This is a genomic window from Achromobacter sp. ACM02 (genome assembly GCF_014851605.1).
GTDB lineage: Bacteria > Pseudomonadota > Gammaproteobacteria > Burkholderiales > Burkholderiaceae_B > Achromobacter > Achromobacter aegrifaciens.
Window position 1 is genome coordinate 19,471 of the sequence record NZ_JACUZY010000008.1, and the last position, 20,816, is coordinate 40,286.

The 20,816-nt window shown below is 65.6% G+C and carries 18 protein-coding genes and 3 tRNA genes; 10 read left to right on the plus strand and 11 right to left on the minus strand.

Annotated elements, in window-relative coordinates; genetic code table 11:
* Window positions 1-27 precede the first annotated feature (27 nt).
* The 6 genes from IB258_RS23160 to radC form a co-directional block, all read right to left on the minus strand.
* On the minus strand, window positions 28-1,428 hold the full coding sequence (locus IB258_RS23160; protein ID WP_119450886.1) for an MATE family efflux transporter: 1,401 nt from the start codon (window positions 1,426-1,428) through the stop codon (window positions 28-30).
* Complete coding sequence (locus IB258_RS23165) at window positions 1,425-3,155, minus strand: glycosyltransferase family 39 protein (RefSeq protein WP_054450975.1); 1,731 nt, start codon at window positions 3,153-3,155, stop codon at window positions 1,425-1,427. The genes IB258_RS23160 and IB258_RS23165 overlap by 4 nt, the downstream gene beginning before the upstream one ends.
* A gap of 123 nt (window positions 3,156-3,278) precedes the next feature.
* Window positions 3,279-3,545 carry a type B 50S ribosomal protein L31 gene (locus IB258_RS23170; protein WP_054450976.1) on the minus strand — a complete coding sequence of 89 codons (267 nt, stop codon included), beginning with the start codon at window positions 3,543-3,545 and terminating at the stop codon, window positions 3,279-3,281.
* A gap of 259 nt (window positions 3,546-3,804) precedes the next feature.
* Window positions 3,805-4,653 (minus strand): tryptophan 2,3-dioxygenase, encoded by an 849-nt coding sequence (kynA, locus tag IB258_RS23175; protein WP_054450977.1) that lies wholly within the window; start codon window positions 4,651-4,653, stop codon window positions 3,805-3,807.
* 179 nt (window positions 4,654-4,832) lie between these two features.
* Window positions 4,833-5,459 carry an arylformamidase gene (kynB, locus tag IB258_RS23180; RefSeq protein ID WP_054450978.1) on the minus strand — a complete coding sequence of 209 codons (627 nt, stop codon included), beginning with the start codon at window positions 5,457-5,459 and terminating at the stop codon, window positions 4,833-4,835.
* A gap of 84 nt (window positions 5,460-5,543) precedes the next feature.
* Window positions 5,544-6,221 carry a DNA repair protein RadC gene (gene radC, locus IB258_RS23185; protein ID WP_054450979.1) on the minus strand — a complete coding sequence of 226 codons (678 nt, stop codon included), beginning with the start codon at window positions 6,219-6,221 and terminating at the stop codon, window positions 5,544-5,546.
* A gap of 50 nt (window positions 6,222-6,271) precedes the next feature.
* Here radC and IB258_RS23190 point away from each other — a divergent pair, with 50 nt between their 5' ends.
* The 3 genes from IB258_RS23190 to maiA are packed head-to-tail and all read left to right on the plus strand — an operon-like array spanning window position 6,272 to window position 8,425.
* Window positions 6,272-6,748 (plus strand): peptidylprolyl isomerase, encoded by a 477-nt coding sequence (locus tag IB258_RS23190; RefSeq protein ID WP_192353269.1) that lies wholly within the window; start codon window positions 6,272-6,274, stop codon window positions 6,746-6,748.
* A complete protein-coding gene (ispH, locus tag IB258_RS23195; RefSeq protein ID WP_125473831.1) occupies window positions 6,748-7,725 on the plus strand; it encodes a 4-hydroxy-3-methylbut-2-enyl diphosphate reductase in 978 nt (325 codons plus the stop codon). The genes IB258_RS23190 and ispH overlap by 1 nt, the downstream gene beginning before the upstream one ends.
* 55 nt (window positions 7,726-7,780) lie before the next feature.
* Complete coding sequence (maiA, locus tag IB258_RS23200) at window positions 7,781-8,425, plus strand: maleylacetoacetate isomerase (RefSeq protein WP_054450982.1); 645 nt, start codon at window positions 7,781-7,783, stop codon at window positions 8,423-8,425.
* 23 nt (window positions 8,426-8,448) lie between these two features.
* Here the strand turns inward: maiA and IB258_RS23205 are convergent, their stop codons facing one another.
* The 4 genes from IB258_RS23205 to IB258_RS23220 all read right to left on the minus strand — a co-directional run bounded on the left by IB258_RS23205 (window position 8,449) and on the right by IB258_RS23220 (window position 12,145).
* Window positions 8,449-9,891, minus strand: a complete 1,443-nt coding sequence (locus IB258_RS23205; RefSeq protein WP_054450983.1) for a DegQ family serine endoprotease — start codon at window positions 9,889-9,891, stop codon at window positions 8,449-8,451.
* Between the two features lie 64 nt (window positions 9,892-9,955).
* Window positions 9,956-11,284 carry an ATP-binding protein gene (locus IB258_RS23210; RefSeq protein ID WP_054450984.1) on the minus strand — a complete coding sequence of 443 codons (1,329 nt, stop codon included), beginning with the start codon at window positions 11,282-11,284 and terminating at the stop codon, window positions 9,956-9,958.
* The gene (locus IB258_RS23215; RefSeq protein ID WP_054450985.1) at window positions 11,281-11,940 is read right to left on the minus strand and encodes a response regulator; all 660 of its coding nucleotides are present in this window, start codon (window positions 11,938-11,940) and stop codon (window positions 11,281-11,283) included. Before IB258_RS23215 ends, IB258_RS23210 begins: the two co-directional genes overlap by 4 nt.
* Before the next feature lie 129 nt (window positions 11,941-12,069).
* Window positions 12,070-12,145, minus strand: a tRNA-Thr gene (locus IB258_RS23220).
* Window positions 12,146-12,353: 208 nt separating this feature from the next.
* Here IB258_RS23220 and IB258_RS23225 point away from each other — a divergent pair.
* The 3 genes from IB258_RS23225 (at window position 12,354) to IB258_RS23235 (ending at window position 14,533) form a co-directional block, all read left to right on the plus strand.
* Window positions 12,354-12,429 (plus strand) — tRNA-Asn (locus IB258_RS23225).
* A 78-nt stretch (window positions 12,430-12,507) separates the two neighbouring features.
* Window positions 12,508-13,506, plus strand: a complete 999-nt coding sequence (locus IB258_RS23230; RefSeq protein ID WP_192353270.1) for a GTP-binding protein — start codon at window positions 12,508-12,510, stop codon at window positions 13,504-13,506.
* A gap of 121 nt (window positions 13,507-13,627) precedes the next feature.
* Window positions 13,628-14,533 carry a LysR family transcriptional regulator gene (locus tag IB258_RS23235; RefSeq protein WP_119450881.1) on the plus strand — a complete coding sequence of 302 codons (906 nt, stop codon included), beginning with the start codon at window positions 13,628-13,630 and terminating at the stop codon, window positions 14,531-14,533.
* Between the two features lie 652 nt (window positions 14,534-15,185).
* Here IB258_RS23235 and IB258_RS23240 read toward each other — a convergent pair.
* A tRNA-Met gene (locus IB258_RS23240) sits at window positions 15,186-15,262 on the minus strand.
* A gap of 62 nt (window positions 15,263-15,324) precedes the next feature.
* On the opposite strand from IB258_RS23240, the gene scpB reads away from it, so the two are divergent.
* The 4 genes from scpB to nusA all read left to right on the plus strand — a co-directional run bounded on the left by scpB (window position 15,325) and on the right by nusA (window position 20,758).
* The gene (gene scpB, locus IB258_RS23245) at window positions 15,325-16,569 is read left to right on the plus strand and encodes an SMC-Scp complex subunit ScpB (RefSeq protein WP_192353271.1); all 1,245 of its coding nucleotides are present in this window, start codon (window positions 15,325-15,327) and stop codon (window positions 16,567-16,569) included.
* Window positions 16,570-16,604: 35 nt separating this feature from the next.
* Complete coding sequence (locus IB258_RS23250; protein ID WP_054450989.1) at window positions 16,605-18,389, plus strand: pseudouridine synthase; 1,785 nt, start codon at window positions 16,605-16,607, stop codon at window positions 18,387-18,389.
* Window positions 18,390-18,779: 390 nt separating this feature from the next.
* Window positions 18,780-19,283 (plus strand): ribosome maturation factor RimP, encoded by a 504-nt coding sequence (gene rimP, locus IB258_RS23255; protein ID WP_054450990.1) that lies wholly within the window; start codon window positions 18,780-18,782, stop codon window positions 19,281-19,283.
* Complete coding sequence (nusA, locus tag IB258_RS23260) at window positions 19,280-20,758, plus strand: transcription termination factor NusA (RefSeq protein ID WP_054450991.1); 1,479 nt, start codon at window positions 19,280-19,282, stop codon at window positions 20,756-20,758. The genes rimP and nusA overlap by 4 nt, the downstream gene beginning before the upstream one ends.
* The last annotated feature ends 58 nt before the right edge of the window (window positions 20,759-20,816 follow it).

Genomic DNA, 20,816 nt, shown 5'->3' on the forward strand with positions numbered 1-20,816 from the left:
AAAAAAGCAGCCGCAAGGCTGCTTTTTTTACTTGATCGTCCCGCGCACGATGCGCCGGTACCAATAGTGCAGCAAGGCCGCCGACAGTCCCAGGCCGACCATGGCCATCAGCCACATGCTGCCCGCGCCCTGGGGGGAGCCAGGGACCAGGATGGCGCGCACGCCGTCCAGGCCTCCGCGGCCCGGGCCGAAACCGAACCACCAGCCGCCGACCAGGCCCACGCCCGCCAGCGCCACCACCTGCAGCAGCAGCGGCACCACCGCGACCTTGTAGGCGCGCAGCAGGTAGGAGTTGATGCACTGCATCGAGTCGAACAGGTGGAAGAGGGGCAGGACGGCCAGCAGCGTGGTCGCCACCGCGGCCACCTCCGGATTGTCGGTATAGGCGGCCAGGATCAGCGGACGGCCGGCCAGCAGCACCGCCGCCGTCAGCAGGGCGCCCAGGATGCCCAGCGTCAGGCCGGCCATGCCGGTGCGATGCGCATGGGCGAGGTTGCCCGCGCCGATGGCCTGCGCGGTCAGGGCTGCCGTGGCGACGCCCAGCGCCATGGGCATCATGTAGCAGAGCGCGGCCAGGTTGGACATGATCTGATGGCCGCCGGTTACGTAAGTGCCTTCGCGCGCCACCAGCAGGGCCATGAAAGTGAAGGCCGACACTTCGACCAGGTAGGAACCGCCCATGGGGATGCCCAGGCGCAGCAGTTCCTTGAGCGTCTTCCAGTCGGGCTTGCCGACGTGCAGCTTGAAGCGGCGGTAGTAGCGGTCGTGGGTGATGACCCACAAGCCGAGGCCCAGGCTCATCCACGACACCACGGCGGTTGCCAGTCCGGCGCCGGTGGCGCCCATGGCGGGCAATCCCAGCTTGCCGTAGATGAACAGCCAGTTGAAGAAGGCCTTGAAGACTATGGCTGTCAGGTTGATCGCCATGACCAGCTTGGGCCGCGAAACCGACGTGCCCAGCGCGTAGATGGTGCGGAACACCAGCGCGGCGGGCAGGGCCAGCACCAGGGCCTGCAGATACGAGCCGATGCGTTCGCGCACGCCGGGAGCGACCTCGCCGGACATGGACAGCCACATGTTGGGGAACAGCATCAGCACGGCGCCCACCACGGACAATCCCAGCGCCAGCCAGACGCCCTGGCCCCAACTGCGGCCGACCTCAAGATTGTTGCCTGCGCCGAAGTGCTGGGCCAGGATGGGGATCAGGGCGTGCACCACGCCCATCAGTCCGACGAAGATGGTGATGTAGATCGACGCGGACAGCGCCATTGCCGCCAGGTCGGCGGCGCTGGAATGGCCGGTCATGGCGGTGTCGAGCACGCCGAAGGAGATGCCGGCCCATTGGCTGACCAGCACCGGCCAGGCCTGCCTGGCGATGCCGCGCAGGGTGGCGCCGAAACTCATCGGCGCGGCGGGCGCGGGCGTCATCGGGGGGCGCCGACTCGGAGCAGGCGGAAGACTTCCTGGCGGTCGGCGCGCCGGCCGCCTTGCCACAGCACCTCGGCGCCGTCGCTGTAGGCGGCGGTGTTGTCCCGCAAGCTCTGGTTGCTGGTCTGCTGCAGCACCAGCGTGCACTTGGAGTCGAACGTGAACGTGAGGTTATTGAAGATCAGGAACGAGGCGCGCTGCCCGCTGCCCAGGCTAAGCCCGCGCACGCACTCGCCGGGGCGCACGTTCTGCTGCAGCGCCTGGGCCAACTGGCCCGACACGGTGCGGTAGCTGCGGGCGTAGTCCACGGCGGGTTGCCACAGCAGCACCAGCAGGATCCAGGTCACCGTCAGGCCGCCGGCCGACAGCACCGTGCCGCGCCACAGCGCCTGCGGCCGCACCCGCAGCCGCCACACCACCAGCGCGATCCAGCCCACGGTGAAACCCACGGCCAGCGCGAACGCGACCCAGGAGATCTCGGGTTGGTAGCCGGTGGTCTGGCGGGCGATATTGCGGGAAATCTGCGCCGGCCAACCGAAGTGCAGGGCAACCCAGCCCAGCCAGACCGTGATGGCCGTCAGCGAAAAGCACATGACGGCGAACCAGTCCAGCGTGTTGACCACGCCGCGGCGCAGCGTGGGCAGCGAGAACGCGCCCAGCACCGCGCAGGGCACGGCCAGCAGCACGTACTCGGAATCCGAGGCTTCTTCCAGGCCGAACAGCACGACCGCCGAGCACACCAGCAGGACCAGCGGCAGCCAGATGTGCGGCGCGTAGAGCCAGGCGCGCCAGCGCCAGATGGCCAGCAGGGCCAGCGGCCAGGTCGGCCACAGGTACCAGGGCAGGTCGCGCAGGGTGCGCCCGATGTCATGCCAGGGCGGCACGGCGAAGGACGACAGGTTCCAGGTCTTCCAGTTGCGGATCCAGTATTCGCTGCTGTGGCTGGCGGGTATCCACCAAGCCAGAATCAGGACGGCGGCCAGCAGCGCGGCCCACGGCAGCCAGCGCCGGCATTTCCACAGTCGGCTGCGGGGGTAGAACGCCAGGGCCGCGCCCACCATGATGGGGATGGCGCCGACCCAGCCGCGGGTCAGGAAACTGGCCGCCAGTGCGATGCCCAGGGTGGTGCTGCCGGTGAATGGCCGGTCTATGCTGCGCGCCAGCGAATAGAAGGCAAGCGCCTGCCAAGCCATGATGGCGGGCACCACGGTGGTTTCGTGGGTGCGCTGCAGGATGCCGACCGTGGCCAGCAGCAACAACAGCGCGGCGTCCGCCAGCATGCGTCCGTAGTCGCGCGGTTCGGGTTCGCCGCCGAAGGGCAGGGCCAGCGGTTGCGCCTCGGCGCGGCGGCCCAGCAGATAGGTGCCGTACCAGACGCTGGTGGCGGTGATGCCGAACCACAGCAGATTGGGCAGGCGGCCGGCGGTGATGTCGCCGATGTAGGGGCCGAACAGCCAGATGCAGATCGCGCCCACCCAGGTGATCAGGGGACCTTCCTCGGCGTGCGCCAGGTGTCCCACCTGCGGCAGCAACCAGGTGATGCCGCCTTCGCGGATCGCCGTGATCATGGTCGCCAGTCCCACGGCGTCGTCTGTTTTCCACGGGTCGCGCATGAACAGGCCGGCCACGATATAGGCCAGCGACAAGCCCAGCAGAATCAGTCTGGGCAGTTTCGCGGTAGCCACGGACGTGAGCCGGGCTGGAGTGGAAATGGAAAGTGGGGACACGGGCGTTAATGTAACCGAGTGGTCTGGTTGCGCTAGTACCCAGCGTCAGAATCGGACGGCCAGGGAGAAAAAAAAGCAGCCCGGAGGCTGCCTTTTCGCTGCGGCTCCCGGGGGAGCGACAGATCAGGAAGCGGACTTGACCGTGCCTGCGGTGCGGGCGAAGCGGGCGCGGAACTTTTCCACGCGGCCGGTTTCGACGATGCGCGTCTGGGCGCCCGTGTAGAACGGATGCGATTCGGAGGTCACGTCGCACTTGAAGAGCGGGTACGTCTTGCCATCCAGTTCGATGCTTTCGCGCGTCTGGACGGTCGAACGGGTGATGAACTTGTTGCCCGTTTGCAGGTCGGCGAAGACGACTTCGCGGTATTCGGGGTGAATGCCTTCTTTCATGGTGCTTTCCTAGGGCTCTGTCGAGCCTTGCAAGTTGTTAGGGTCGCCAGCCGGGTGTCCGGTGTCCCGCCTGCCTGGCGAACCCGCCGATATGCGGATCGGGTTTGCCCAGCGGCCGGATACTCGTTGACTGCTCCAGCCACGTATCCAAAAAGTAACCCCAAATTCTAGCATGGGAATTTTGGCCAGGCCAAGAGGAAAGGAGGCCCCGCTCAGGGGCTCCCCTTGGCCAAAAATTGGGGCCAGATAAATTCGGCGCTTAAAGATCCGTGCGCAGCTTCCAGATCTCGGGGAACAGCACCACTTCCAGCATGCGCCGCAGGTAGTCCACGCCCGACGTGCCCCCGGTGCCGCGCTTGAAGCCGATGACCCGTTCGACCGTCGTGACGTGGCGGAAGCGCCACAGGCGGAACGCGTCTTCCAGGTCGGTCAGCTTTTCTCCCAACTGGTACAGGTCCCAGTAGCGGTCGGGCTGGCGGTAGACCGTCAGCCAGGCAGCTTCCACGCCAGCCGACGATTGGTAGGGTTGGGTCCAGTCGCGTTCGAGGTGATCGGCCGGCACGTCCAGGCCGTGGCGCGCCAGCAGCCGCAGCGCCTCGTCGTACAGCGACGGGGCTTCGTAGGCGCTGCGCACCTGGGCCAGCAGGTCCTCGCGGTGCGCATGCGGCTTTAGCATGGCCGCGTTCTTGTTGCCGAGCAGGAATTCGACCTGGCGGTACTGATAACTCTGGAATCCGCTGGAACGCGCCAGATAGGGACGCAGCGCCGAATACTCGGGCGGCGTCATGGTCGCCAGCACGTCCCAGGCATGGACCAGCTGTTCCATGATCTTGCTGACGCGGGCCAGCATCTTGAAGGCGGGCTGCAAGCGGTCGGCTGCCACATTGGCGATGGCGGCGCGCAGTTCATGCAGCATCAGCTTCATCCAGAGTTCGCTGGTCTGGTGCTGGATGATGAAGAGCATCTCGTTGTGCTCGGGCGACAGCGGATGCTGCGCGCCCAGCAGTTCGTCCAGATGCAGGTAATCGCCGTAGGTCATGTCGCGCGTGAAATCCAGCTGCGCTTTTTCCTGGCGGACGATGTCTTCGGGGCGTTCGGAGTGGCTCATGCGCGGCCTCCCTTGCAGGGCGGGGCGGCGCGGCGCGCCGAGGCGGGCAGGGCGCGCCACGAGGGCGCGTGGGGGCGGGCGCAGGCAAGCGCCGCATGCAAATCGGAATGGTCTTTCATGGTCGTGCTTCCAGAACCGGCGGCCGACTTCGGATCGGCCGCCATGGCCAGCGGACCAGCCTACAGTTCGCGCAGGACGGCGCGAACCGGGCTGGCATCGGCCTGGACCAGCGCCAACGGCAGTGCGATCAACTCGTAATCGCCTTCCGGCACATCGTCGAGCACCAGGTTCTCCAGTACCCGCATGTCGTGCCGCAAGATCGTGTGGTGGCTGTCCAGGGTCTTGCTGGATGCGGGGTCGATGCTGGCCGTATCCAGGCCGATCAGCATGACGCCGCGTTCGGCCAGCCATTCGATGGTCTGGGGCGCGTAGGCGGAGAAATCGTCGGTCCACCAGTCCTGCGCGGCATGCTTGGCGGTGCGGACCAGCACGCGCGGCGGCAGGTTCAGGGCCGCATGGGCCAGGTGGTCCACCGTGATGAGGGGGCCGCAATCGATGGCGTGGATGACGCGACAGGGACCCAGGAATGGTTCCAGTGATACGGCCCCGATGGCTGCGGCGCCGTTCTGGTAGTGCAGGGGAGCGTCAGCGTGCGCGCCGATATGCGGCGACATGGTGATTTCGCTGACATTCACCGGACAGCCGGGCGCAAGCGACCATTTCCATTGCTGGCGGTACGGCGTGTCGCCAGGAAAGACTGGCGATGCGGTGGACACGGGAGGGGAAATGTCCCACAAGCGTTTCATGTCAGGCGGGGGGGTCGAGAGATGCGTTAAGCCTAAAGCAATTGCGGGCGCTAGTCTAACGAATTCCGGCGCGGGCCGCAGCCCCTACAGGCCGCCGAGTTCGGCCATGGACACGACCGTGCCGGCAGCCACGATCAGGTGGTCCACCAGCCGGATGTCCACCAGCGCGAGCGCCTGCTTCAGGTGCTGGGTGAATATGCGGTCCGCGGCGCTGGGCTCGGCCAGGCCGGACGGATGGTTGTGGGCGATGATCAGGGCGGCCGCGTGATGGCGCAGGGCTTCGCGCACGACCTCGCGGGGATAGACCGATGCTTGCGACAGGGTGCCGCGCGCCAGCTCGCCCGTGGCGATCAGGCGCAGGCGGTTGTCCAGGTAGAGCGCAATGCAATGTTCCACCTGCCGGTGCCCCAGCGCCATCTTGCAATATTGTTTTACCGGCAGCGGGTGATCCAGATTGCTGTTGCGGGCCAGGTCTTCCTCGATGGCGCGGCGGGCCAGTTCCAGCAGGGCGGCCAGCATGCACGCCTTGGAAACCCCCAGGCCGGGAACCGCGGTCAGTTCCTCGGGCGTCGCGCCCAGCAGGCCTCGCAGGCCGCCAAATCGGGTCAGGAGCCGGCTGCCCAGTTCAACCACGTCCAGGCCGGGAATACCGGTGCGCAGGGCGATGGCGAGCAGTTCCGAGTCCTGGAGCGCAGCGGCGCCGTGGCGCAGCAACCGCTCCCTGGGGCGCTCGTGTTTGGGCAGCCGGTCGGACAATTTCATAAGAGGCTCTAAAATCAAGGTTTACTCAATTGCATATACGGTGGCAGATCTTGAGCATCGCCTCTAATGAAGTGAACGTTTTGGTCCGTCCGGATTCCTACCTGACGCTGCACTATCGCATCACGCTGGCCTCGGGCCCGGGCAAGGATTCCGTGTTCGCCGACACCTTCGATGGCCGTCCCGGCACGCTGCAGATGGGCGGCGGCCAATGGGCGCCTGGCCTGGAAGCGGCGCTGGTCGGCCGCGCCGAAGGCGAGCGCTTCAGCGTCACGGTCGAACCCGCCGACGCCTACGGCGAACGCAACCCCGAACTGATCCAGCGCGTCACGCGCGCCATGCTGGCCGAGCATGCGGGCGCCGACGCCACCTTCGAACCCGGCGACCTGGTGGAATTCACCGCGCCCAACGGCGGCCGCTATTCGGGCGTCCTGAAGGAAATCAACGACGAATCGGCCCTGTTCGATTTCAACCACCCGCTCGCGGGCATCAGCTTGCGGGTCGACGTGGCGCTCTTGGGAGTCCTCTGATGAGCCAGGTTGTCACCGCCACCGACGCCGAAGTCCTGCTGGCGCAGCCGCGCGGCTTCTGTGCCGGTGTGGATCGCGCCATCGACATCGTCGAGCGCGCGCTTGAATTGCATGGCGCGCCCATCTATGTGCGCCACGAAATCGTCCATAACCGCTACGTGGTGGAAGACCTGCGCGCCAAGGGCGCCATCTTCATCGATGAACTGGACGACGCGCCCGCCGGCGCCATCGTGGTGTTCTCGGCGCACGGCGTGTCCAAGGCGGTGCGGGCCGAAGCCGACGCCCGTGGGCTGCGCGTGTTCGACGCCACCTGCCCGCTGGTCACCAAGGTCCACATCGAGGTGGCCCGCATGCGCGCGGCCGGCCGCGAGATCATCATGATCGGCCACAAGGGCCATCCCGAGGTCGAGGGCACGCTGGGCCAGGCCCAGGGCGGCATGTACCTGGTCGAGACCGTCGAGGACGTCGCCGGCCTGCAGGTCACCGATCCCGAGAACCTGGCCTACGTCACGCAGACCACCCTGTCGGTGGACGACGCGGCGGCCGTGTCGCGGGCGTTGAAAGAACGCTTTCCCAACATCGTCGAGCCCAAGAAAAGCGATATCTGCTACGCCACCCAGAACCGCCAGGACGCGGTCAAGGTGATGGCGCCGGATTGCGACCTGGTGCTGGTGGTGGGCAGTCCCAACAGTTCCAACTCCAACCGGCTGCGCGAAGTGGCCGAGCGCAAGGGCGTCGCGTCCTATCTGATCGACGGTGCGCAATCGATCGATCCGGCCTGGCTGGTGGGCCGCAAGCGCATCGGCGTGACCGCGGGCGCTTCCGCGCCGGAGATCCTGGTGCAGCAGGTGATCGATCGGGTCAAGGAATTGGGCGCGGTGTCGGTACGCACCATGCCCGGCCTGGAAGAGAATGTGGCGTTCCCGCTGCCCAAGGGTCTGTCCCGCAAGTCGGCGCAGACGGAATCGCTGGAATAAGCAGGCGGGCGCCGCGCGCATGCGCGGCGCCGCAACAGAAAATCAAGGAGACTTCATGCAGTTGTACAGCTACTTTCGCAGCTCGGCCGCGTACCGCGTGCGCATCGCCCTCAACCTGAAGGGCTTGCCCTACGAATACCTGCCCGTGCATCTGCTGAAGGACGGCGGCCAGCAACTGTCGGCGGATTATCGCAAGGTGAATCCGACCGCGCTGGTGCCCACGCTGGTCGATGGCGACGCCGTCATCGGCCAATCGCTGGCCATCATCGAATACCTGGAAGAAACGCATCCTGAAGTGCCGTTGCTGCCGGCGGACGCGGTAGGCCGCGCGCGGGTGCGCGACCTGGCTCTGGGCATCGCCTGCGACACGCATCCCCTGAACAACCTGCGCGTGCTGAAGTACCTGAAGCACACCCTGGGCGTGGACGAGGCGGCCAAGACCGCCTGGTACAAGCACTGGGTGCATCAGGGCCTGGAAGCCCTGGAGGCGCAATTGGCCGGTTCTTCCGCCACCGGCCTCTTCTGCCACGGCGATACACCCACCATTGCCGATCTGTGCCTGGTGCCCCAGGTGGCGAACGCCCAGCGTTTCGACTGCGACCTGTCGGCCATGCCCAACGTCGTGCGCATCGATGCCGCCTGCCGTGCATTGCCGGCGTTCGACGCGGCCGCGCCGGGCAAGCAGCCCGACGCGGAGTAGCGCCTATCCGGGTGCAGACCGGCTCAGCCGATCTGCACCGGCACGAAGATCTTGTCTTCGCCGCGCTGTACCAGCAGGGCGACCGTCTTGCCCGCCTTGGACAGCGCGTCCTTCACCTGAGCGACGTTGCGCACCGGTACGCCGTTCAGCGACAGCAGCACATCTCCCGGTTCGATCCCGGCCTTGGCGGCCGGTCCGATCGAGCGTTCGATCAGCAGCCCCTCGGCGCCAGCCGCCTGCTGCTCCTGCGGGCTCAGCGGACGCAGTGCCAGGCCGAGTTGGCCGCGCTGAACCTCCTGGTCGCCAGCCGAGGCCTGCGTCTTGTCCTTGGGCACGCCGCCCAGGGTGGCGACCAGCTCCTTCTGCGAGCCGTTGCGCCAGACGTCCAGCTTGATCTTTTCGCCCGGAGTCGCCAGCGTGATGGTGGAGGCCAGGTCGCCCGAGGACACGATGGTCTTGCCGTCGATCTTGCGCACCACGTCGCCAGGCTGCAGGCCGGCCTTGTCGGCGGCGCTGCCTTTCTCCACGCTGGAAACCAGCGCGCCCGAGGGGGTATCCAGCTTGAAGGAGTTGGCCAGGTCCTGGTTCACTTCCTGCACCGTCACGCCCAGCCTGGCGTGCTGCACCTTGCCGTGTTCGAGGATCTGGTCCTTGATCTTGTAGGCCACGTCGATCGGGATCGAGAACGACAGGCCCTGGAATCCGCCGGTGCGGCTGTAGATCTGCGAATTGATGCCCACGACTTCGCCGCGGTCGTTGAACAGCGGGCCGCCCGAGTTGCCGGGGTTGACCGCCACGTCCGTCTGGATGAAGGGCACCGAGGTGTCGTCGGGCAGCGACCGGCCCTTGGCGCTGACGATGCCGGCGGTGGCCGTGTTCTCCAGGCCGTAGGGCGAGCCGATGGCCAGCACCCATTCGCCCACCTGCAGCTGGTTGACGTCGCCCACCTTCACCACCGGCAGGTTCTTGGCGTCGATCTTGAGGACGGCCACGTCGGTCTGCGGATCCGAGCCCAGCACGCGGGCCTTGTATTCGCGGCGGTCGGTCAGCTTGACCGTGACTTCCTTGGCGTCCTGCACCACGTGCGCATTGGTCAGGATGATGCCGTCGGCGCTGACGATGAAGCCGGAGCCTTCGCCGCGCATGGGCACTTCACGCGCGGGCCGCTGGCCGCGCGCGCCGGGAATCTGGCCGAAGAATTGGGCGAACGGATCGCCTTCGTCGGCGGACACCTTGCGGGTGCCGCTGACGCTGATGTTCACCACGGCCGGACCGAAGTCGCGCGTGATCTGCGCAAAGTTGGGCGGGCTGGACGTGCCCGGCGCCTGGAAGGAGGAAGCGATGGCCGGCGCGGTGGCCGCCATCGAAACGCCGCCGGTGAAGGCGGTTGCGCCCGCGCCGCCTATGGCGCCGGCTGCCAGCAGCGCCAGCACCAGGCGCGAGGGTTTCATTTGGGTGGTCTTCATGTCGGCTCCTGCGTTCATGTTGAAGGACATGGCGCTATCTTCGGGCCTGACACTTAGGCGAGTCTTAAGTCGGAAAAACCACCTTCACGCGCAGGCCTGCGCCCACCGGCGTGTCCTGCAGTTCTATGGTGGCGCCGTGCTGGTCGGCGATGCTGCGCGCGATCGCCAGCCCCAGGCCGCTGCCGTGCTGCGAATTGCCTTCGACGCGGTAGAAACGGTCGAACACGCGCTCGCGCTCGTCCGGCGCAATGCCGGGGCCCTCGTCGTCGATCAGCAGGGTCGTCTCGCCGGGAGCCTGTTCCAGATGGAGGTGGACGCGCTTGCCGGCGGGCGTGTACTTGATTGCGTTGTCCAGCAGGTTGCGTGCCAGCAGCGTCAGCGCGTCGCGATGTCCCTGCACCGATGCTTGCGGCGCGCCGTCCAGGTCGATGCTGATCGATTTCGCGTTGGCCTGGGGCAGCATTTCAGAGAGCGCCTGGCGCAGCACGTCGGCCAGGTCCACGGTTTCGGCGGGTGCCTGTCCGGCCGCGCTTTCATGGCGCGCCATGGATAGCAGCTGTTCGACCAGGCGTGTCGCGCGGTCGATGCCGGCTGCCAGCCGCTGTTCGGCCAGCCGGCGCGCATCCGTGTCGCCCGCGCGTTGCAGGGCCTGCAATTGCAGGCGTAGCGCAGTCAGGGGCGAACGCAGTTCGTGCGCCGCATCGCCGACGAACTGCTTTTGCTGCGCGAAGGCGCCGCGCATGCGCTCCAGCAGCAGGTTCAGTTCCAGCACCAGCGGCCGGATCTCATCGGGCAGGCCCTCCACGCTGACGGGCGACAGATCTTCCGGCTGGCGCGCCGCAACCTGGGCGCGCGCCCGCTTCACAGGCCGTAGCGACCAGCTGACCACGCACCAGACGATCAGCATGAGCAGGGGAGCGGCGGCGGCGATGGGGGCGATGGTGCGCAGCGCCAGCGCGCGCGCCATGCTGGTGCGCACGGTCATGTCCTGCGCCACCTGGATGACCTGGAAGGGCGTGGCCAGCGAATATACGCGGTAGGTGCTGCCCTCCATCTTCGCGTCGGAGAAGCCGAGGATGATCTGGTCCGGCAGCGGCCGGCGGGATCGGGAATTGAAGACGCGCACGCCGTCGGGCGTCCAGATCTGGATGATCAGGTCGTCCGCCACGGGCGAACCCGCGCCGCGCGCGTGCGCCGGACCTGTGCTGAGCAGTCCGTCGCCGGTGCCCAGCGACAGGGCGGTGCGCTGCAGCAGCGAGTCGAAGATATCGTCGGCCTGCGCCAAAGTGCTGCGGTAAGCGATGGCGCCTTGCACCAGCGCGCCGACCACGATGGCGGCCAACAGGAAGAAAAGCAGCCTGGCTCTCAGTGAGTAGCTAAGCGGAATGCTCATGTTTTGGGGATGACATAGCCGACGCCTCTGACGTTCTGGATCAGGTTCGGACCCAGCTTCTTGCGCAGGCCATGAATATAAACCTCAACAGCGTTGCTGCTGATGCCGTCTTTCCAGCTGTACAGCTTTTCTTCCAGCTGGGCGCGCGAAAAAATCATGCCCGGGCGAGCGATCAGCGGTTCGAGCACCGCCCATTCGCGCGCGGTCAGCGTGACCGGAGCGCCGTCCACCATGGCGGCGTGCGACTGGGGATCGATGGTGATGCCCTCATGCTCGAACACCGGTTCCGCGCGGCCTGCGCTGCGGCGGATCAGGGCGCGCATGCGGGCCAGCAATTCATCCACGTCGTAGGGTTTGACCACATAGTCGTCGGCGCCGGCGTCCAGTCCCGCGATCCGGTCGCTCACGGCATCGCGGGCGGTGGCTATCAGCACCGGCGTGCGGTCCTTGCGCGTGCGCAGGTCGCGTAGGAGCGACAGGCCGTCGCGCTTGGGCAGCCCCAGATCCAGAAGTATGAGGTCGTACGTATCGGTGCGCAGCGCGAGCTCCGCGGCATTGCCGTCCTTGACCCAGTCTACGGCGTAGTGTTCGGCGCGCAGGCAGTCCAGCACGCTCTCGCCTATCATGAGGTCATCTTCGACTAGAAGGATGCGCATGGTCGTGTCCGCAGGATGGTCCAGCAGATTGGACGCGTGGCGGCGGACGGGAGTTCCCGGGTGAGGGTTCGGCGCGCGAACCGGCGCGGAAATGAAAAAAGCAGCCCGAGCGGGCTGCTTTTTGGAATCTGGTGCCGGCAATAGGAGTCGAACCTACGACCTTCGCATTACGAATGCGCTGCTCTACCAACTGAGCTATGCCGGCAAGACCATTTGCTCCGCTCCTGTAAGAGCCGCAAGCAAAACATCTTCGTTTTTTCCGGTCCGTCACCCTGTTTATGGGGTCCGATCTGGAAAGACCGAGATCATATCAGAGTTTTTTTGCGATGGGAAACCAAGCGGGCCAAACAGGCGAAAAAATCAGCGATTTGCACACTTCAAATTTTTAGTTCATAATCTCGTTTCTTAGCAGTTCCCCGATAGCTCAGTCGGTAGAGCGACGGACTGTTAATCCGCAGGTCGCTGGTTCGAGCCCAGCTCGGGGAGCCAAAGAATTCAGGGCCATTCACGCAAGTGAATGGCCCTTTTGGTTTTCTCCATCAGGGCGGCGAGCATGGAAGATCGGGTATGGACGACAAACGCATAGGCGTGACGGTGATTTCCGGCTTCCTGGGTAGCGGCAAGACGTCGCTGCTCAATCGCCTGCTGAGGGATCCGGCATACGCTGATGCTGTCGTCATCGTCAATGAGTACGGTGAGATCGGTGTGGACCATCACCTGGTGCGCCAGGCCCGCGACAACATTGTCCTGGTTGAGGGCGGCTGCCTGTGTTGCGTCGTCAGCGGCGCGGTAGTCGACGCTTTACGCGAATTATTCATGTTGGCGCTCAGCCGCAAGATCAAGCCCTTTCGTCGCGTGGTCATCGAAACCAGCGGATTGGCCGATCCCGCGCCCATCCTGTTCACCCTCAAACACGACCGCTTCCTCGCCGAGCGCTATGCGTACCGGGGCGCGATCGTCCTGGCGGACGCCCGCAATGGGTTGGACCAATTGGAGCGGCAGCCCGAAGCCCCGCGGCAACTGGCCCTGGCGGATGTCGTGGTGTTCAGCAAGCCGGACCTGGCGGACGCCGCGAGTCTGGATCTTCTGGATCAGGCCGTCGCCGCCATTAATCCGGGGGCGCAGCGCTGCGTGCAATGGCCTGATGCGCCGCTTGCGGATCCGCTGCGCACGGGTCTCGACCTGCGGGCCAGGCGCGATGGCGTGACCCTTGCGAACTGGTTGCGGCCCTTCGCGCAGTCGAGAGCCGCCGTTCATGGAGATGTGGGCAGTTTCTCGCTGGTATTGGCTGCTCCTGTCGGACGGGCGGCGTTTCTTGCGGGCATGTCGCGGGTTCTGGAACGCTTTGGGCAGGGCTTGCTGCGCATGAAGGGGCTGGTGTGCTTTGAGGGTGAGGCGCTGCCGTGCGAGGTGCATGGCGTGCATGGCGAGCTCTATCCGATCAATCAGCTGGAGCAGTGGCCGGACGAGGAGCGGGCGTCACGGCTGGTCTGCATCCTGCGGGGGTTGGATGTCAATGAGGTCCGTGCCGCCTTGGGCGTTGCGCTCGGGCAGCCGGCTCCTTGATCGTCTGCGTCTGAGCGTCTGGTCTGGTCAGGGCTTGCGGGTGGCCGTCTCGATTATGGTGTCGATGTTGCGCCGAAATACGGTATAACCGGAGCGGTCTGGTGCAAGAATCGAGACAATCATGGATCGTTTGAAAGCCATGCAGGTATTCGTGGAAGTCGCTGACAGGGGCAGCCTGTCGGCGGCGGCGATCCATCTGGACATGTCGCGCGCCATGGTGTCGCGCTATCTCGCGGAAATGGAGCAATGGGTGGGGGTGCGCCTGCTGCACCGCACGACGCGGCGCCTGAGCCTGACGCCGGCCGGCGCCGAAACGCTGCCGCGCTGCCGCCAGATGCTGGACATGGTGGGAGACCTGCGCAATGCGGTATCGACCCCGGACGACACGCCCCGCGGGCTGCTGCGCATTACCACCAGCATGTCGTTTGGCTCCCGCCATCTGGCCAGCGCCATTACCGACTACGTCAAGCTGCATCCGGGCACCTCGGTTGACCTGATGCTGGTCGACCGCGCCGTCAATCTGGTGGAAGAGCGCGTGGATCTGGCGGTGCGTATCACCAATGACCTGGATCCCAACCTGATCGCCCGCAAGCTGGCGGTCTGCCGTTCGGTGGTGTGCGCCTCGCCCGAGTACCTGCAGCGCGAAGGCGTGCCGGCGCGCATCGAGGACCTGTCCTTGCGCAACTGTCTGACTCATTCGTATTTCGGCAAGAGCCTGTGGCGCTTCGAGCGCGACGGCGAGCCGGTGGATGTGCCGGTCAGTGGCAATATCAGCGCGAACGAGGTGTCGGTGTTGTCGCGCGCGGCGCTGGAGGGTGCGGGTATTGCGATGCTGCCGACCTACTATGCCGCGGACTACATCGCATCGGGCCGCCTGCGGGCCATCCTGACGCAAAGCAAGCCGCAGGAGCTGGGTATTTATGGTGTTTATGTCTCGCGCCGCCAGATGCCTCTGATCTTGAGGTCCATGCTGGATTTTCTGGTGGACCGCCTGGAATCCACGCCGTGGGACAAGCCTGCTCCGTAGTTTTTGCGCCGCGCAAGGCGCTGTGCGGGCTTGAGGGTGGGGTATATGGCGGTATAATGAAACAACTGCTTGAATATGTTGGACGCGGCGGGCGGATGCCGGCCTTGTCTGGTTAGAAAACATCCAAGAATCGTGGTTGCGGCTTATGTGGGCCGCGGGCATTGCGGAACTGGTTTTTCGCGTGCGCCAGGGGAAACGTATCGGGTTTGTGGGTTGTGGCGGTCTGTCCGTGGCGCCCGAACCTTGATGATTCAGGTCCTTGATATCGATTGCCGCGGGAAGGCGGCGCCGGGTTGCCGGCGTGCTCCGCGGGCTGGCTGGCGATTTGTGCCGGCTTTTCCAGAATTTGCTTGAGTGTTTGCTGCGCGGGGCGCGGCAGGCATCCCGCTCAATCCCGATTGGCGCGGTCGTTTCGGCACATGTCCGGGGTATCTCTATCCGGGGCGCATGGCGGTAAACACAGGAATCCAGTGAGAACTACGCAAACCCATGCAGTCTGTTGCTGGCGAGCCGCTGAGGCTGCCGGTGCGGCGGCGGGTGCCTGTGCTGCCGTGCTGCGCACGTCGGTGCAGCCGGGTTTGCTGGATCTGCGGATTTTTTCCGGCGCCGCAAATGAAAAAGGCCCGGCGAAATCGCCAGGCCTGAATCAATTTGGTTGCGGGGGCAGGATTTGAACCTACGACCTTCGGGTTATGAGCCCGACGAGCTGCCAGACTGCTCCACCCCGCGTCTGAGAAATGAATAGTAGCCTTATTTTCAACCTAGCGCAAGTTAGCCCTTTTTGAATTTGAATGTCGATGAACGATAGCGAGGCAATACTCGTGTTGGAAACCGCGCTGCTTTGCGCGGCGCAGCCGATGCAACTGTCCGATATGCGCAAGCTATTCGGGGACGATGAACAATTCGACAACAGCGCATTGCGCACGCTTCTGGAAACGTTGCAGGCCAATTGGGCCGATGGCGGGCTGGAGCTGGTGCAGTTGGCCACCGGATGGCGCTTTCAGAGCCGTCCGCGCATGCAGCGCTACCTTGAGCGCCTCAATCCGGAAAAGCCGCCCAAGTATTCGCGCGCCGTGATGGAAACGCTGGCCATCGTGGCCTGGCGCCAGCCGGTGACGCGGGGCGACATCGAGGATATCCGCGGCGTCACCGTGTCTTCGCAGATCGTGAAGGCGCTGGAGGACCGCGGTTGGATCGAGGTCATCGGCCACCGCGACGCGCCGGGCCGTCCGGCGCTGTTCGGCACGACGCGCCAGTTTCTCGATGACCTGGGCCTGCGCGCCCTGGACGAATTGCCGGCGCTGGAATCCGCGCAGGCCGCGGCCGCGCTCGCCGGGCTGGATCTGGGTGAAGTGCAGCAGGTGCTGGGCGGCGAAGCGCCCGCCGCCGAGGATGCGCCCACCGAGGACGCCGACGCTGCCGGTCAGGCGGTTGCCGAGGCTGCGGAAGGCGTCGAGGGTGAGGTGAGCGCCGAGGGCGGGGTTGGCGGCGAAGCCGAGGCTCGTCCTGACGGCGAACCTGCGGCTACGGCAGGCGAGGGTGAGGCGTCCGAAGTCAGTATTCCGGTTGCGGAATTGTCTGTTTCGGAACAGGATGTACCCATCGCTCCCGTCGATAGCGTAGAATCCATGCTTTCGCGCACAGAAGAAGGCGCGGATCCCGCCGACGAATCCACCGTCCGGGAGCAAGCCGAAGGCTTGTCCAATACGTCAGCCACGTCCGGTTTTCCCGACGATGCGGCTGACAACGACATTTCCGATATGGCCGCCGATGCCCCAGAAGCCGGCGCTGCAAAGGAAAGCGTCGAGAACGCAAAACACGCGGAACCGACCGACCCGATTGACGAGACCGATACCGCGGCGCCTGACGCCGCCGGGCATGAGCCCGCTTCCGGTCTTGCCGATCCTGTTCGGCCTGGCCCGGATGCCGCCTCTCCGGAATCGGACGAGGCAGGCGTCGAGCGGCCCGAGGCCGACCGACAGCCGGCGTCCCCAGATGATGACGAGCCTGCCGCAGGCAGGCCCACCCAAGTTTGAAATTCGGAGCTGTCCCAGTGACAACGAATACAGCAATGCAGGACGACAATCCCCGTTCGGATGATGCCGCTTCCAATGGCCAGCCGGAATCCGCCGCGCGTGAGCCGGCGGCTGAAGGCGAGACGGGAGCCCGCGGCAGGGGCCGCAAGCTGAGAACGCCGTTCCGCCGTCGCCGCGGCGATACCGCCGCCGAGCAGGCGCCGGCCGGCGAAGCGCAGCCCGCGGCGGCTGCCGCCCCTCAGGCCGAGCCGCAGGAGTCGCGCGGCACCGAGCAGGAAGCCGAGCAGGCGTTGTCGTACCTGGAAACCGCTGACCGCATGGAGCAGCGTCTGGGCAAGTACCTGAACAGCGATTCGGTCATGCCCAAGCTGCACAAGGTCCTGGCGGACGCCGGCATCGGTTCGCGCCGCGAAATGGAAGAACTGATCGTTGCGGGCCGCGTGTCGGTCAACGGCGAGCCGGCCCATATCGGCCAGCGCGTGGCGCCCAATGACCAGGTGCGCGTCAACGGCAAGCCCATCATGCGCGTCAATACGAAAAAGCCGCCGCGCGTGATCCTGTATCACAAGCCCGCTGGCGAGATCGTCAGCCATGACGACCCGGGCGGCCGCGCAAGCGTTTTTGCCCGCCTGCCGAAGCTGCGCACGGGCAAGTGGTTGTCGGTCGGCCGTCTGGATCTGAACACGGAAGGCCTGTTGATCTTCACGACCTCCGGCGACATGGCCAACCGCATCATGCATCCGCGCTACGGCACGGAACGCGAGTACGCGGTGCGTGTGCTGGGAGAAATGGACGAGGCTCAGCGCCAATCGCTGGTCGACGGCATCGAGCTGGACGACGGCATGGCTGCCTTCGGCGCCCTGGACTACCTGGGCGGCGACGGCAGCAACCGCTGGTACCGCGTCACCCTGCAGGAAGGCCGCAACCGCGAAGTCCGCCGCATGTTCGAGGCCGTGGGCGTCACGGTCAGCCGGCTGATCCGCACCCGTTTCGGCGACGTGGTCCTGCCGCGTACGCTGCGCCGCGGCCGCTGGGAAGAGCTGGATTCTTCCCTGGTCACGGCCTTGATGGTCCAGTTGGGCCTGGTACGCGACGACGATGAATCCGGCGGCAACCGTCGCCGCTCCAAGCAGCCGCAGTCGCATGACAGCGCGCTGCCCCCGGGTTTCGGCACCATGGACCGCAACGGCATGAACGGCGCGCGCATCGGCCGCCGCGGCAAGCTGCAAGGCGGCCGCTTGGGCAGCGCAGGCCAGGCGGCCGCGTGTCCGTCGGATCCTTTTGGCACGGGCCTGATGATTGCCGGTGGTTATGCCAACGGCCATCCCCTGTCGGGAGAGGGCGCTGGGGGCAACCGCAAGGGCGGCAAGCCTGGCGGCGGCCGTTCCGCAGCGGGGGCGGGCGGCAAGGCCGGCGGCAAGCAGGGCGGGGGCAAGCCTGGTGGCAAGTCCGGCGGCAAGCCGCGCGGTCCGCGCGCGGCTGCGGCGGGCGGCCAGCCTGGCAATGCCGTGTCGGTCGAGGCTGGCGGCGGCAACGTCGCGGAAGCGCCGGCTGGCGGTCGTCGCTCGGCTGGCGGCAAGCCTGCCGGTGCGCGTGGCAATAGCGGTCGCGGCGGCAAGCCGGCAGGCGCCGGTGGCGGCCGTAGCGGTAACAAGTCGGGCGGCGCCGGCGGCAATAAGGGGCCGAACGCTGGCGGCAAGCCGCGCGCACCCCGTAATGCCTCGTCGTCCCCGCGCGGCGATGACTGGCAGCCGCGCGGCGCCTCGGCGCACGAATCCCGTTTGGGCGTGATGGGCGGGCGCGGTCGTCAGGGTCGCTGAAGGCCTGCGGGCGGCGCGCCGGACGCGCCGCTGCGCGGGATATGTCCCGCATAAACGTAAGCCCGCGACGAATCAGGCGTTTTTCCAGTTTATCTGGTAAAATCAATGGTTTTCATGGCTTCGCGCCGTCGCCTTTTGCGTGCCCGCAAGGAAAAGCACGCAAATACAGGGGCGGCAAGAGCTGGCAGTTTGCATCGGACTTTGCGCCTGGTGCTGCCTGGCCCGGGTTGCGGGTTGGGGCGGCGGGTCTTAATGGCCTGGGGCGGCGCAAGCCAAATTTAGGTCGCAATATAGGGCACTGCCCAGCATTGCTCCTTACGTGCAGTAGGGTGGCGGCTGGGCGCTGTGCAATACGGTGGGCTGGGCGTGCAGCCCATTTTTTTTGAGTATATGGCTGATTTATTCGCATTGACCAAAGAGGCTCTGGCCGGCATGGACGTCGAACTCGTGGACGTCGAGCGTGCCGCCCTGGGCCTTTTGCGCGTCACGATCGATCGGGTCGGCGGTGTGCGCATCGAAGACTGTGAACAGGTGTCCCGCCAGTTGTCGCGGGTGTTCGAAGTCGAGAACGTCGACTACAAGCGGCTGGAAGTCGGTTCGCCGGGCGTCGACCGCCCGCTGCGCAACGAGGCCGACTTCCGCCGGTTCGCAGGCGAGCGCATCGAAATCAAGCTGCGCGAGGCATTGGACGGCCGCAAGGTCTTTGCCGGCACCCTGACGGTGCCCGAAGACGACGCCGCAGCCTCCGACGCGGCTGCTGGAATGCAAAAGACCGTGTTCGGTCTCGAATTTGAGGCAAAAAAGAACGACGTCCAGGTATTGAATTTCACGGTCGACGATATCGAACGTGCAAAACTGGATCCCGTTCTGGATTTCAAGGGCAAAAAGCGATGAGTCGCGAAATTCTTCTGTTGGTCGATGCCTTGGCGCGTGAAAAGAACGTCACGCGCGACGTCGTGTTCGGAGCGCTGGAAAGCGCGCTGGCCTCGGCGATGAAAAAGCGCTTCAAGGATGATGCGGATATCCGTGTCGCCATCGATAGGGACACGGGCGATCACGAAGGCTTCCGCCGCTGGCTGGTCGTGCCCGACGAGGCTGGCCTGCAAGAGCCCGACAAGCAGGAAATGCTGTCGGACGCGCAGGAAATCGTCCCCGGCATCAAGGAAGGCGAGTACATCGAAGAGCCGCTCGAACCCATCGAGTTCGGCCGCATCGGCGCGCAGGCCGCCAAGCAGGCCATTCTGCAGAAGATCCGCGACGCCGAGCGCGAGCAGGTGCTGAACGACTTCCTGGACCGTGGCGAGACCATCGTGTCCGGCACGATCAAGCGCATGGACAAGGGCGACGCCATCGTCGAAACCGGCAAGATCGAAGCGCGCCTGCCGCGTTCCGAAATGATCCCGAAGGAAAACCTCCGGGTGGCCGACCGCGTCCGCGCCTTTGTGTTGCGCGTAGACCACGCCGCGCGCGGCCAGCAGGTGATCCTGTCGCGCACCGCGCCGGAATTCATCCGCCAGCTGTTCGAGAATGAAGTCCCCGAAATCGAGCAGGGCCTGCTGGAGATCAAGGCCGCGGCCCGCGACGCCGGCGTGCGTGCGAAGATCGCCGTGGTGGCATACGATAAGCGCATCGACCCGATCGGCACCTGCGTGGGCATGCGCGGTTCGCGCGTGACCGCCGTGCGCAACGAGCTGGGCGGCGAACAGGTCGATATCGTGCTGTGGTCGGAAGACCCCGCGCAGTTTGTCATCGGCGCCCTGGCGCCGGCCAACGTCGAGTCCATCGTCGTTGATGAAGACAAGCACGCGATGGACGTCGTGGTGGACGAGGAAAACCTGCCCAAGGCCATCGGCGCCAAGGGTCAGAACGTTCGCCTGGCTTCCGAGCTGACCGGCTGGCAGATCAACATCATGACGCCGGAAGAAAGCCTGAACCGCCAGGAAGTCGAGCGTTCGGGCCTGCGCGCCACGTTCATGAGCAAGCTGGACGTCGACGAGGAAGTCGCTGACATCCTGATCGACGAAGGTTTTACCGGTATCGAGGAAATCGCCTACGTGCCCATGCAGGAACTGCTGGAAATCGAGGCCTTTGACGAAGACACCATCAATGAGTTGCGCGCCCGTGCCCGCAATGCGCTGCTGACCGAGGCGATCGCCCAGGAAGAGCGCCTTGAGACCGCGCAGGATTTGCTCGAACTCGAAGGCATGACGCCCGAACTGGCTGCCAAGCTGGCCGAGCGCCAAGTGCATACGCGTGATGATCTGGCCGAACTGGCGACGGACGAACTGGCGGAAATCGCCGGTCTGACCGAGCAGGAAGCCAGCGATCTCATCATGCGTGCCCGCGCCCATTGGTTCGACGAGGAATAACCAAAAGGACACGGGTCCGCGGCGGACGGAATATCCGCCGCCGCGAGTTCACGTTGTT